The sequence below is a fragment of the Fibrobacter sp. genome (genome assembly GCF_017545445.1).
Classification (GTDB): domain Bacteria; phylum Fibrobacterota; class Fibrobacteria; order Fibrobacterales; family Fibrobacteraceae; genus Fibrobacter.
Window position 1 is genome coordinate 143357 of sequence record NZ_JAFWOM010000069.1, and the last position, 14145, is coordinate 157501.

Consider the following 14145-nt stretch of genomic DNA (forward strand, 5'->3'; position numbering starts at 1 on the left):
GGCGCTTATGAATACCAAAAAATGGCTTGCAGTTGGCACTTGTGTCTCTGTAATGGGTATGTTCTCAGCCTGCTCTGACGACGAAAGTGGTCCTGTCAATCCTCCGGTTGAACTGTCTAGCAGTTCTGTGGCGACTGTCCCGGGTTCTTCTGAAACGTTGCCGCCGAGCAGCAGTGTTGACAACCCGACTCCTTCTTCGGCTATTGTCCCGACATCGTCTTCAATTGGCGCTGTTCCGATGTCCAGTTCGAATTTTGATGATTCCTTGGATGTATCCATAACCAATATGGGTGTTTCGGAAATCATGTACAATGCTCCGGACAAATCGGATTTGGAATGGGTCGAAGTCTATATCAAGAAAGGCCCGGATATTGACAATATGCAGTTGAACAATCTCCGTTTAGATGGTGCTGTCAACTTTGCATTCCCGGCAGAGCCTTTGAAAAATGGTCAGTATGTCATCGTGACAAACAATGTTGACTTGTTCAAGCAGACTTATAAGAATTTGCCTGCTGGGTGCCGCGTCTTTGGACCGTGGGATAAGGACCCGAAGACGGGTGCTGTTGCAAAACTCGTGAATGAAGGCGATGTTGTCGATGTCAAGCTCAAGGGCGAAGGTGACGTGAGCGCAGCTTTCAGTAATGAACCTCCTTGGCCGAGCCTTGCTGACGGTAACGGCAGAACGCTCGTGTATAAGGGTTCTGGTAACGAAGCCGACCCGACTTCTTGGGGGGCAAGTGCTGTTGCCAATGGTAATCCGTGCTCTGGAGACGATAAGGTTCTCGATGCTTCTACTGTTCGCTTGAACGAAATCAAGCCGTATGTTCTTGGAACTACAGATGGCTGGATTGAACTCTACAACTATGGCGATGCTCCTGTCGATGTCAAGGGCTGGGAACTTGAAGCCAAGTTGAAGGGTAAAAAGTGGACTGTCGGCGGCGCTAATACCGTTGTTCCGGCCAAGGGTTATTTGCTTCTTGAAGCGACTGAAGCCGTGTTTGGTGATGGCCTTTATTTGAGCACGAATGGCGATGAAATTTATCTGTACGAAGTTGCTGGTGGTGCTCGCACGGGTAAAGAAACAAGCCTTATGCTTTCTGCTGGCCAGCAGTCTAGCGGTGTCGTGGATGTTGCCGGTACTACGGCTCAGGGGGCCATGGCGACGGAAACTCCGGGTGCCGCAAACTCTGCATTGAAAGCGGGCCCGATTTTCATCAGTGAAATCCATTACCACGAAAACGAACAAGACCTTAATGATTTGGAATTCCTTGAACTTGTGAACAAAGGAACTGCTGAAGTCGCTTTGGTCGAAAGCATCAACAACACTCCGCAAGGCTGGAAAGTCGAAGGCATCAATATGGAATTTGCTGCTGGAGATGCTATCCCGGCCGGAGGAAAAATGGTGCTGTTTGGCGATTCTCTTAAAGGGAAGGACGCTTTGCTCCGTGCTCGTTACGGCTTTGATGAATCTGTGTTAATCCGTTACTATGCCGGTAAACTCTCGAACCGCGGCGAAACTGTTGCTGTGAAAAAGCCCTATTCGTTTGTTACGAGATCCGATGGCACGAAGCAGTGGTATTATGAAATTTCTGATGCTACGCTCTACAGTGACCGTTGGCCTAACATGGGTGAAACTGATGGCAAGGGCAAGAGCCTCAATCGTAAGGAATTTACAACGATGGGTTATGGCTACACCTCTTGGGAAGCGAAAGATCCGACTCCGGGCAAGTAAATTTATATAAGACTGGCACCCCAGCCATTCCCTTTATGCTGTCACCCCGGCCACTGTGCCGGGGTCTGTTATATTCATTTTGAGTTTTAAGCCAAAAGTTCTGACATTTCGTCGGAACTTTTTTTATTACATGAAGGGTTTACGTCGTTTTGGAATTGTTGACAGCGAAATGTTTTTGTATTATTTATTTAGCTATGAAACGGTACATTGGAATTATTTTATGTGGGAGCATGGCTGCTAATGCCGCTTCGCTTTCTTTGCAAGAAGCGCTAGACTTGGCCATGGCTAACAATTCAAAAATCAAGGCCGAAAGGGCTAAAGTCGATATCGCCCAAAGCGGCGAAGAAGAAGCTTTCGCTCGATTCCTCCCGACGGTGAGCCTCACTGCTGGCATTACAAGAATTAACGATCCCATCAATATTGACCTCGGACGTATCCAGCAGCCTTTAAGCGATATCGCGGGGGCTGCCGCCTATTCCAAGGCTTATGTCTCCACGTACAACGGAGCTTATGCTAAAGCTTATCAGGAGGCTATAGGCCAGGCGATGAAAGCGGGCATGGACGAAAAATCGGCCAAAGCCTATGTTGATTCCAAATCCGCCGATATCTGGAGCGGGGTCGTGAGCAGCAAGGCCGCAAACGATGCCGCAGTGCAAATGGCTGAGACCAAGAGCAAGGATTACTCTGACCAAATCAAGAATGCCGATTTCAACATGAAGGTGCAGGACGACTGGTTCTTTAATGCCCGCCTCACTGTTGTTTGGCCGATTTTTACCGGTTTCAAGATATATTCCGCGTACGATGCCGCGAAAGAGAACGTGAACGCCCGCAAGGCCGAATTCGAGATGGCGCAAAACACCGTGCTCATGGATGTGGCGACCAAGTACTTTACGCTCCGTCTGTGCGAAGAATTGGTGGGCATGCGCGAATCGACCAAGAAAGACCTTGAAGAACATTTGAACCGCTCCAAAAAGCTCGAAGAGGGTGGCCAGATTAGCAAGACGGAGCGTCTCCGTGCCGAAGTCGCCCTTGCCGAAGCCGAAAACGCTTACGAAGACGCTCTCCGCGACCAGTCGCTAGCCCGCATGGCTCTTGCAAGCCTCTTGCATACGGACACGAGCCTCACCGCGACGACTCCGGTGGAATCTCCCGAAGGTATCCGTTCGATGGATGAATTCAAGGCCCTCGCTGTGGAAAAGCACCCGGGACTTCGTCAGCTGCGTATCGAACGCAAACGCAACCAGAATGCTGTAAAAGCAGCCCAGGCCGATTACTATCCGACGGTAGCATTGTTCGGCTACAAGGAACTTTATACAAAGGACTTAACGCTCCTAGAACCGGAATGGGCGATTGGAGCCAAACTACAGTGGGATATTTTCAAGGGCGGCGATACACGTGCCAAGGTGAGTTCCGCCAAGGCGATGGACCGCTCCTTGGGCAGCCTCGAAGAAGAGACGATTGACAATTTGAAGCTCCTTGTCGAAAAACGGTGGCGCGAACTGGAACACGCGAAGGGAAGACTCACGAGCCTTGTCAAAACGCGTGAACTAGCGGTCGAAGCATTGCGTAGCCAGAACAAGGCGTACGAAGCAGGTCTTGCGACAGGTCTTGAGGTGGTGGATGCGGAACTTGCACTATCCCGTTTGCAGGTGGCAGACCTCAAGGCTCATTACGACGCCGTAATCGCGTGGCTTGGTCTCCTCGAAGCGGCAGGCGAAGTTTCTACCGCAGGGTCGCTTTTGGTATCAAAACAGCTCGTTGTTGATGCTTCGACAAGCTCAGCAACCGACGCTACTGCCGAGAGTTTTGCGACTCCTGTAGAGCCGGCAAATGCAGTCGAAGAGTCCGCGACTTCTGCGGAACCGATTCCGGCTCAGGCAGATTCGGCGAATGCAGTTAAACCTGCTGAACAAACTTTAGAAACGGAGAAAAAATAATGAACGCATTGAAGATGATTGGAAAAGTTATTGTTGTGCTTGCCCTGATCGTTTTGGTCATTATGGGCATCTCCCAGCTCCAACAGTTTGCCACGCAGCCGCGTGAGCAGTTCTTGCAAGGTCAGATGGAAGCTCGCCGCGTGCTTGTGGCGGGGAAAGTCCCTGGCCGTATAGAACGTTTGCTTGTCCATGAAGGCGATGTTGTTACCAAGGATTCGTTAGTGGCCGTTATCAGCAGCCCGGAAATCGAAGCTAAGAAAATCCAGGCACGTGGTGCCCTTGGGGCAGCAAAGGCACAGGCAAGCAAGGCTCGCAACGGTGCCCGCAGCGAGGATATTACGGCTCTCAAGGCCATGGCAGACCGAGCCCAGGAAGCCGCAACTCTTGCAAAGAACACTTACAACCGTGTGCAGAAACTCTACAACGAAGGAGTCTTGCCGCTCCAAAAACGCGACGAAGCCGAAACGCAGATGAAGGCAAGCCAAGCCGCCGCCGATGCTGCCCGTGCCCAGTACAACCAAGCTGTTGCCGGTGCCCGTAGCGAAGACAAGGCTGCCGCGAACGCTCTCGTGCTACAGGCGAAGGGTGCAAACGCCGAAGTCGATGCGTACCTCGAAGAAACAAAAATCCGCACTCCGATTACTGGTGAAGTATCCTTGAAACTTGCCGAAGAAGGCGAAGTCGTTGGCTCTGGCATGCCGATTATCGCAGTGACGGATTTGAACGATTCCTGGGCGGTTTTCCACCTTCGCGAAGATTATCTCAAGAATGTATCCAAAGGCAAAAAGTTGAACCTCCAGATTCCAGCTCTCGATAAAGTCGTTGAAATGGAAGTCAGCTACATCGCTTCAGTCGGCGATTATGCCACATGGCGCAGTTCCAAGGAAAGTGGCGGCTTTGACCTCAAGACGTTCGAAGTCCGCATGCGTCCGACCCACAAGGTAGAAAACCTCCGTCCGGGCATGAGCGTTTTGCTTTCTGCCGAAATGATTAAGTAATCCTGGATAGAAGGTTATCGTGCTGAAGGGTCTTTTAAAGACTATCGGGAAGGTTTATTTCGGCCACAAAATCGTTTTGTGGATGATTCTTACGGTATTGCCCGTAGGCGTTTCCGTATTTATGCTGGAAATGTTTTCGTCCGAAATTGTACAACATATCCCGATAGGCATAGTCAAGCAGGATAATAGCCAGCTTGCCGATAGGCTGGAAATGGCTCTCCAATCAAGCCCGGTGCTCGATGTGAAGCTGTTGTGCCATGACATGAGCGAATGCGAACATGCGGTCATCCGCGGTGATTTGCAGACGTTTATCGTGTTTCCGAATGATATGGAACGTCGGACTCTCCGCCTGGAAACGCCTGTGATTCCGATTTATTCCAGCGGCCAGAATTACCTCACGAACATGTTTGCGACAAAGGAAATTCGTGCGGTGCTCACCGATGTGGGTTCTGAACTTTTTACAGCATCGTTCGATGACCCGATAAAGACGGAAATCCATTCGGTCGGTAACATCGAAGGCAATTACCAAGGTTTCCTGGCTCTTGGACTTGTGTCTGCGATGTTCCATTTGGCGGCGATGCTTGTGGCTGTTTATATTGGCTCGTTCCCGCTTCGCGACAAGCGCGTGCGTGAATTTTACCATTATGCGGAACGTTCCTGGGTGACGCTTGGAGTCGCTTCGTTTGTCCCGGCGGTCGTCATCCTTTGGCTGGAATACATGGGCTGCTATGCTTATACGCATCGCATGCTTATGCCCATGGGCTTTGAAGAATTCGTGATGGTCTCGGTCGCTCAGCTCTTGATGGTCATTTGCTGTGTCGGGGCCGGAATGGTTTTTGTGGGCGTGACAGGCGTGATGCGTATTGCGACTGGCGTTTCGGGCGTGATTGGCGGCCCTGCGTTTGCTTTTGCTGGCCAGACGTTCCCCGTGATGGCGATGCCGTTTGCCGTGCGCTGTTTTGCGTTCGTGCTACCGCTTACGCATGTGCTTCGCGTGCAGTCCATGATGCTTTTAGGGGATGTCGGCATGGCTGCATCTTGGGAAGTCATCAAGCTTATGGCAGGCATGGCCTTGTTCTGGACTTTATTTGGTTGCCTTGCGATGGTGCTCCGTTGGAAATACCGCTTGTCGCATGATTCCAAGATGCCTGTAGTCGTTGAAGAAAATAGTCACGTCGCCGTTGCTCGTTCGCATTTTAAAGAACTGTTGAATAAAATCAGGAGGCGAAAAAATGATTAGTCGTCTTTTGAAAGTTACCCTGACGGAATGGAAATTGTTCGTAACCGATCCTGCGGCTGTGTTGTTGCTTGTTGTTGCGGGTATTCTCTATGCGTTCTACTATCCGACGGCATACATGAACCAGACTGTAACGAAAGTTCCTGTAGCTGTTGTCGATTTGGATAATTCGGCAAAATCCCGTGAACTTACGCGGATGGCTTCTGCAACCCAACAGGTCGAAGTGAAAGCGGTCTATAACGACATGCTCGAAGCGGAATCCGCCATGGCCCGCGAAGATATTTTCGGCTTCATGGTCATTCCGGAGAACATGGAAAAAGACTTGCTGAACAAAAAGCAGACGAAGATAAACATCTTTACGCATGGTGCCTACGTGATGCTCCACGGCACAATCGGAACGGCGTTTTCGACGTGCGCGCTGACGGTGGGTGCGGTGAGCAAAGTCAAGGCGATTGCTTTAAGCAAAAAAGTACCCTCGGCAAAAGCGATGGCAATGCGAGACCCGATTCCGATATCGATACAGACGATGTTCAACAATACGGGAAGCTATTCGAATTATGTTGTTCCAAGCGTGCTCGTCCTGCTTTTGCAACAGTCACTTGTTATTGGAATTTGCGTGCTTGGCGGGGCGCGCGGACATCGCCGATTCCGCCGTAACCAGCGTTATTCTGAAGTCGAAAACGAGAGTATGCCGTACCGCTACTTGGGCCGTTCGTTGGCATACTTCATGCACTACTGTTGCTTTATTCTGTTCTACCATTGCGTGATTTATAATATCTTCGATTTCCCGCGTCGTGGAGAGATTTTGCCGATGACTGTTTTTGCGATTGTATTCTTGACATCGGTTATCAACTTCGGGATGTGCCTTTCGCAAGTCTTTTTGCACCGCGAATCAAGTATGCAGCTTTTCTTGAACCTCTCTATCCCGATATTGTTCCTTGCGAACTTTAGCTGGCCTAGCTACTTGATGCCGAGCTGGATGGTGGCAATTTCGTATATTCTGCCGAGTACATTTGCCGTGCCCGCATGGCTTTCGATAGAGCAGATGGGCGGAGATATTTACGACGTGGCTCCTAAACTCTATCTGCTCGCGATACAGTCGGTCATTTATCTTGTGCTTGGGCTTCTCCTCACGCATTTCCGCGACAAGACACACTTCAAAACCGGCGACATGTAAAAAATTGCGACAATAAGCAAAAAAGAGTGACGAAGTCACAGACGATTTTGTAAAAGATTTTGTAAATTATTGGTGAAAAAATAGGGTCAATAGCCATTAGTCCATAGTCGTTAGAACCAATGACTATTGACAAATAACTAACCACTAATCACTAACCACTATTAACTAACACCTAATACCTACAACCTATTACCTAATTATGCCATTCGATCCTTTATACATGATGATTCTCGTGGTGACACTCGCCCTTTCGGGGATTGTTTCACTGCTTGTCAAGAAACGCTTTGCTGCTGGTCAAAAAGTCAATATTTCTAGCGGGATTACCGGAGCCGATGTCGCTAAAGCCATCCTCATGGAAGCTGGCATTACCGATGTGAAAGTACTCAAGCATCAAGGGTTCCTTTCTGACCATTACAATCCGCTGAACAAGACGCTTAACTTGTCGCCCGAAGTCTATTCTGGCCGCAACGCGAGTGCCGCAGGCGTTGCCGCTCACGAAGTCGGACACGCCATCCAGCATGCTCAAGGCTATTTTCCAATGTGGCTTCGTTCGGCGATTGTCCCTGCCGCAAACATAGGTTCTAATCTTGGACCATGGCTTGTCATTATCGGCATTATGCTCATGGGCATGGGCAAAGCTCTTGGGCACTCCCTTGCGATTGTGGGCGTTATCCTCTTTGGGCTTGCGACGCTTTTTACGCTCGTGACTGTGCCGGTGGAATTTGATGCCTCCGCCCGTGCCAAAAAGGCTCTCGCCCGTATGGAAATTGTTTCGCCGGGCCGCGAATACAATACGGTTTCGGGAGTGCTCTTTGCTGCTGGCCTCACGTATGTCGCGGCTGCAATTTCTTCCATCTTGCAGTTGCTTTACTGGGCGTATCGTGCCGGCCTCCTTGGCGGTCGCAACGACGATTAGCGATTTGCCGTCTTCGGTTTGTTCAAGCCTCGCTTCGGCGGGGCTTTTTTGTCCATCAATATTGCAGCATAATTTGCGAAAAATGATCAATATTGGTGGTTAGGTGCATTTGCCAAATTTTTTTGCTCATTTCCGTTGAAAAAGTCATATCTTTATAAGGAGTATTTTTCAGGGGAGCAAAATGGAATACCAAAATATTGATATTAGCACTTGGACTCAAGTGGGCGAGGGCGGTAATGGGAAAACTTATGTGCATCCAGACCATCCTGATATTCTTTTGAAAGTGAATAAACCGCCTTTTTGCGAAGAATCTTACGTAAAGCAGGAGCTTGATGCGGCCAATCATGTTTTTGAATTGGGAATTCCGTCACCGCGTATGTACGATATTGTGCGTGTGGGCGACGGCTTTGGCCAGCTTGTAGAACTCATCAAGGGAAAGAAGTCGCTTTCACGGATTTGTGCTGACGATCCGTCGTGTATTGGCGAGGCCGCTTCAATGCTTGCGGAACAGGGTAAGCGTTTGCATACAACGCCTTGTAACACGGAATTTTTTCCTAATGCTAAAGAGCTTGCGTTGAAAGGCCTTGAAAAGTCTGACTTTGTTTCAGACGAAGATCGGAATAAGATAAAAAAATTCATACAGAGTCTTGGTGACGAAACTACTTGTGTGCACGGTGATTTTCAGATGGGTAATCTGGTGGTCTCCGGTGATGGCAAACCCTATTGGATAGATTTAGGGCGTTTCTGCTATGGCTCGTCGATGTTTGATATGGGACATTTGTTTATGCTTTGCTTTGTCTATTCCAAGTTCCCGCAGGCTTTAGAATTGGTTCACATGTCCGAAGAGCAACTGCATATCTTTTGGGATAAATTTGCGATGGCCTATACGGGCGATGCAGACCACGTTGCATTTGATGCTCTTGCCGGTAAATTTGCACCACTAGATATTTGCATCCGTACAATTTGGGCACCGCCATCCGAGGCTCTCAAGAACTTGTTTACAAATTTAATCCATTCCTTAGTAGAAAAATTTTATTAAAAGGAATGACTACTATGAGTGAATTCGAAAAAATAAATCTTGATGATTATATCCAAACAGGTGAAGGTGGGTCGTCGCTTACCTACAATCATAAAAACGGCAAGACCCTGGCCAAACTCTTTAAACCAGGCTTTGAAGCTGACCGTGCCAAAGAAGATTTTTTGACATCGAGTACGGTTTATGAATTGGGTATCCCGACACCCAAACCTTATCGCCTGTTGACGGATGGTTCTCGTTTTGGTGCTGAATACGAACTTATTCAGAATAAACGCTCTCTTTCGAGAATCATTGCTGACGAACCGGAGCGTTTAAATGAGTTGTCGGTGACTCTAGCTCGGATGGTGAAAAAAATACACACCACGAAAGCGGACACATCTCGCATTAAATCAATGAAAGAAAAAATCCGTCAGTTTTATTTGGAAAAAGATTTAGTGCCGGAAGATTACAAAATCAAGGCGTTGCAGTTTATAGAGCGGGTACCCGACACGCCAATGTGCCTTCATGGAGATTCCCAACTGAGCAATGTTATCACAGACGGCAAGCGGACTCTTTGGATTGATGTTGGTGATTTTGGCTACGGTGTGCCGGAATGGGATTTGTGTCTGCTTTGGAGCATGACGCATTACATGGATGCATCGAAAGCGGAATATATCTTTCATCTGAAACCAGAAACGCTTAGGGCTCATTGGGATATCTTTATTTCATCGTATCTAGAAACAACGGATAAACAGCGAATCGAAGAGTTTGAACATAAAATTCTTCCGTTCACATCTGCCAAGCTCCCATATATTTATGATACAGTTTTGCGTATGCGAATGCCGGATATCGCTTTCCAACATTTGATAAAACGATTTGGATAAACTTATGTCTTTGTAAAAGATTTCCATTACAGGGCAAAACGGAACTTTGTAATGGCAATCGAATTTGGTGCATTGTAATGTAGAAAGCGAGGCGAAAATCTTTTGGTTTTATGAGGCTCAGAGCGTAAAGGAAATGTTGTAAAAAATCAAGTATGGATGATTTTTGTTATTTTTTAACCATTATGGCAACTATTCCAACTTTAAAAGAAAATCTCGTTATTGAAAATATCCGCCCGAACATCGAGGGCGGTCGCTTCATGCTCAAGCGTGAACCTGGCGACACAGTGACTTTGCAGGCCGACATTTTCCGCCACAGTCACGAAAAGTACGATGCTGCGATTTTTTACCGCCACGTTTCCAAGAAAAAATGGGAACAGGCTCCGATGCACTTTGTCGATAATGACCTTTGGGAAGGTACGTTTACAGTCGGCAACATTGGCTACTACGAATACAAAATTTGCGCATGGACCAAGGAACCGAAGGACGTTCCGACCGAAAGCCCGGTGATGAAGCTCCGCGTCGATCCGACTTACAGCCGCGTGGGCACATGGTACGAAATGTGGCCGAAGAGCCAGGGGACGGATCCGAAGAAGTCTGCAACATGGAAGGATTGCGAAAAGCAACTCGACTACATTGCCGGCCTCGGTTTCGATACGGTTTATCTTGTTCCGATTCATCCGATTGGCGTCACCAACCGCAAGGGTGCAAACAACGCGCTCCATGCCATGGTCGATAAGAAGGGCAATCCGCTGGAACCGGGATGCCCTTACGCTGTCGGTAACAAGAACGGCGGCCATTACGATGTCGATCCGGAACTCGGGACCATGAAAGATTTCGAACATTTTGCAAAGGCGGCTCGTGCTAAGGGGCTTCGCCTTGCGTTGGACATCGCGCTCAACTGCAGCCCGGACCATCCGTATGTGAAGTCGCACCCGGAATGGTTCTATCACGAACCGGATGGCAGCATCAAGTTTGCAGAAAACCCGCCCAAGAAGTACGAAGACATTTATCCGTTCGATTACTACAACGATAATTACAAGGCACTTTGGAAAGAAATCGAAAACATTATTTTGTTCTGGGCTGATAAAGGCGTTGAAATTTTCCGTATCGACAACCCGCATACGAAACCGTTCCCGTTCTGGGAATGGTTGATTGCTGATGTTAAGGAAAAGCGCCCGGAACTCGTGTTTCTTGCCGAAGCTTTTACCCGCCCGAAGATGATGCATCGCTTGGCGAAGTCTGGCTTTGACATGAGCTACACGTATTTCGCATGGCGCTCTGCCAAGTGGGAATTCGAGCAGTACTTGAAGGAACTCACGCAGTCTAATGCCAAGGAATACATGCGTGGCATCTTCTTCCCGACGACTCCGGATATCTTCCCGAAGTATCTTGCGTACAAAGGTGCAAACGCGTTTAAGCAGCGCTACTTCTTGGCCGCGACGCTTTCGAGCCTTACGGGTATGTACAATGGATATGAACTCTGCGAAAACATCCCGAGCCCGATCAAGGAAGAACTCGCCGACAGTGAAAAGTATCAGTACAAAGTACACAACTGGAGTGGCCCGGGTATTCAAGACTTTGTTCGCCGTCTGAATGTCGCCCGTCAGGAACATGCCGCATTGCAGGAATACGATAACCTTGAATTCCATTACGCACAAAATGACCAACTGATGGCTTATTCCAAGAAGTCCGGCGATGACGTGATTCTCTGCGTATGCAACATGGATATGGACAACGTGCAAGAAGGTATCGTAGAGCTCGATATGGCAAAGCTTGGCCTCCAGAACGATTCGTTCTTCTTCTTGAAGGATATCGTGACGGACGAAAGCTATGTCTGGCGCGGCAACAAGAACTATGTGAAGCTTGACCCTGCAAAGGCACCTGGCCACATGTTCGTGTTGAAGAAGATTTAGTGATTAGTGGTTAGTAAACAGTGGTTGGGAATGCTTTTCCTGACCTCTTTTACTTGTCATGCCCGCCGGAGCCTGTCCTGAGCGAAGTCGAAGGATGTGGGCATCACTTTTTTAAAAAGGGGGGGGGCAAACGCCTGATAGCAATTGTGAACGCCCCGGAAGCTCCGTGCTCCTGGGCTTTTTTTATGCACTGTCACCTCGGCCTGTCACCCCGGATTTATTCCGGGGTCGCCTTACACCGTCTAAAACTCTTTTAAAAAACTTTTTTTGTGCCTTTTTTAGAGGATTAAATTTAATTTTAGACGAGGTATTGAAAGGATGATTATGAAAAAAATTTTATTGAGTTCTTTGTTGGCTGCGGGCGCTTGTGCAATGTTTAATGCTTGCTCTGATGATTCTCCATCTCCGCTTACTCCGCCTGTTACGGCTTCTTCATCGAGTGTTGTTTGGGAGGAACAAAGCAGTTTTTCTGTTGGGCTGAATTCAAGCAGTTCTAATCTGGTTTTGAGTTCCGCTGATGTTCCGCTTAGTTCCGCAACGAGCTCCAGCAATGTTGGCGACCTGCCGGCGAGTTCATCCTTAAATTCGTCATCTTGCTCTGCTGGCAATCCGACATCTAGCACGGCGGTCACCCCGACATCGAGCGGCGCGGTTCCGGGCTCCAGTGCCGAAGTGGTTCCCGAAAGCTCTAGCAGCAAGGAACCGGAACTCGATGCAAGTGGATTCCCGACGCTTGAATCTTATGGCCCGCCTTCGGCTGCGTACACCAAGGACATCAGTGCTACGGCGAAGCGTGGCTGGAATACGCGTTACTGGGACGCCTGCAAGCCGCACTGCTCCTGGCTTAGGGAAAGTGCTAACGATATAACCCGTGCGGACACGTCTTCCAACGAGGCGTATCTTGCCGAACTTGCCACTGCGCGTAACTGCAACGTCCACGATGTTGAAGTCCCCACCTTTACCCTGGGTGACGTGACGAAGTCCTGGTTCGGTTACAACGGGACCAGAAGCGCTTGCGGCGCCGAAAAGGAAAAAGGCGTGTTCACTTGTACGGACATGGCTCCAATTGCTGTGAATGATACTCTTTCTTATGCATACGTTGCGGGCACTGCCGATAGCAAGTGCGGCAAGTGCTATCACTTGCAGTACGACGGTCACTTTAAGGATGAGTTCGAGAATAACCCGCCCAAGGCGACCCATAAGGCGCTCAAGGGAAAACACCTGGTGGTGATGGCCTCCAATATCGGTAACGATGTGGCGGGCGGCAATGCCAATCTGCCTGCGGGCCAGTTTGACTTGATGGTTCCGGGCGGTGGCGTGGGTGCCTTTGACGCGCTCTCTACCCAGGTGAACAAGGGTGCCGGTTTTAACTGGGGGGCGGGCTTTGGCGGGTTTTTGACTGAATGCCAGAAAAACACGAACTGCGGCACCGAAGGCTCTCTGGAATGTTACCAGACCTGTGTCAAGGACATGTGTGACGCGGCTTTCGCTGACGCCGGCCTTCCGAATCTTTTGCGCGGTTGCCACTGGTTTGCTGACTGGTACATGGCTGCGGACAATCCGACCTACTACATCGAAGAGGTGGAATGCCCGCAATACTTGATTGACCATTACATGACCCGATTCAACACTACTCTGGAAAACAACTTCAAGAAGGTGACGGACTGGTCCACATTCAAGGAAGGCGACGTGCTCGACACGCTCCATTGCTGGAAGGCGGGCGAAGCTCCCCCAGAAAACGGCTGGACGAATCCGAGCGCCGGTTGCGATGTTAAATAAAGAAATAGAATGGATTCGTGGCTCCTCGCTTACTGCGAGGGGCTTTTTTGTAATACGTCATGTTATTTTTGGAAAAATCGCCAAGTGCCCTGGCACAAAAACGTCATGGCGGGCCCCGACCCGCCATCTGCCGGCCGGGGAGTCTCAAAGATTTCTGTTAATAGACTGTTGACATTGTGTAGCGCGGGCGGCATACATCCCGTTTCTATCGAAAAAAGTGAAAAAAAGTGAAATTTTTTCAGAATTACCCCTTGCAAATGTTCCTGAAAATTCTATAATTGGCGCCGTTCCTGAGAGACGAGGCCGAAACGAAGAAACGGAAGCCGAGAACAAAGGAAAATACGAAAGCCCGCGAGACTTTCGGGAATATTGAAGGAATCGGAGATGTGCTTAGTGACGGCCCAAGAAAATTTCTTGGAAGTCTTTTACGGAAAACAGGACAGACTATTTAAAAAATCAATGAAGAGTTTGATCCTGGCTCAGAACGAACGCTGGTGGCGTGTCTTATACATGCAAGTCGAGCGAGGCAGCAATGCCGAGCGGCGAACGGGTGAGTA

10 protein-coding genes and 1 rRNA gene are annotated in these 14145 nt (G+C 49.0%); all 11 read left to right on the forward strand.

Annotated elements, in window-relative coordinates:
• Positions 1-7: 7 nt before the first annotated feature.
• On the forward strand, positions 8-1732 hold the full coding sequence (locus IKG78_RS08390) for a lamin tail domain-containing protein (protein WP_290942261.1): 1725 nt from the start codon (positions 8-10) through the stop codon (positions 1730-1732).
• 230 nt (positions 1733-1962) lie between these two features.
• Positions 1963-3669 (forward strand): TolC family protein, encoded by a 1707-nt coding sequence (locus tag IKG78_RS08395; protein ID WP_290942264.1) that lies wholly within the window; start codon positions 1963-1965, stop codon positions 3667-3669.
• Positions 3669-4667 (forward strand): HlyD family secretion protein, encoded by a 999-nt coding sequence (locus tag IKG78_RS08400; RefSeq protein ID WP_290942267.1) that lies wholly within the window; start codon positions 3669-3671, stop codon positions 4665-4667. Before IKG78_RS08395 ends, IKG78_RS08400 begins: the two co-directional genes overlap by 1 nt.
• A 19-nt stretch (positions 4668-4686) precedes the next feature.
• A complete protein-coding gene (locus IKG78_RS08405) occupies positions 4687-5907 on the forward strand; it encodes an ABC transporter permease (RefSeq protein WP_290942270.1) in 1221 nt (406 codons plus the stop codon).
• Positions 5900-7081 (forward strand): ABC transporter permease, encoded by a 1182-nt coding sequence (locus IKG78_RS08410; protein ID WP_290942273.1) that lies wholly within the window; start codon positions 5900-5902, stop codon positions 7079-7081. The genes IKG78_RS08405 and IKG78_RS08410 overlap by 8 nt, the downstream gene beginning before the upstream one ends.
• A 199-nt stretch (positions 7082-7280) precedes the next feature.
• Positions 7281-7997, forward strand: a complete 717-nt coding sequence (locus tag IKG78_RS08415; protein ID WP_290942276.1) for a zinc metallopeptidase — start codon at positions 7281-7283, stop codon at positions 7995-7997.
• 181 nt (positions 7998-8178) lie between these two features.
• A complete protein-coding gene (locus IKG78_RS08420) occupies positions 8179-9036 on the forward strand; it encodes a TIGR02172 family protein (protein ID WP_290942279.1) in 858 nt (285 codons plus the stop codon).
• A gap of 14 nt (positions 9037-9050) precedes the next feature.
• Positions 9051-9896: a TIGR02172 family protein gene (locus tag IKG78_RS08425; RefSeq protein ID WP_290942282.1), complete on the forward strand. Its 846-nt coding sequence runs from the start codon at positions 9051-9053 to the stop codon at positions 9894-9896.
• Between the two features lie 182 nt (positions 9897-10078).
• Entirely contained in the window at positions 10079-11809 is a 1731-nt protein-coding gene (locus IKG78_RS08430) for a maltotransferase domain-containing protein (RefSeq protein WP_290942285.1), read from the forward strand.
• A gap of 324 nt (positions 11810-12133) precedes the next feature.
• Positions 12134-13588, forward strand: a complete 1455-nt coding sequence (locus tag IKG78_RS08435) for a glycosyl hydrolase family 5 (RefSeq protein ID WP_290942288.1) — start codon at positions 12134-12136, stop codon at positions 13586-13588.
• A gap of 456 nt (positions 13589-14044) precedes the next feature.
• Positions 14045-14145 (forward strand): 16S ribosomal RNA (locus tag IKG78_RS08440); the annotation flags it as partial.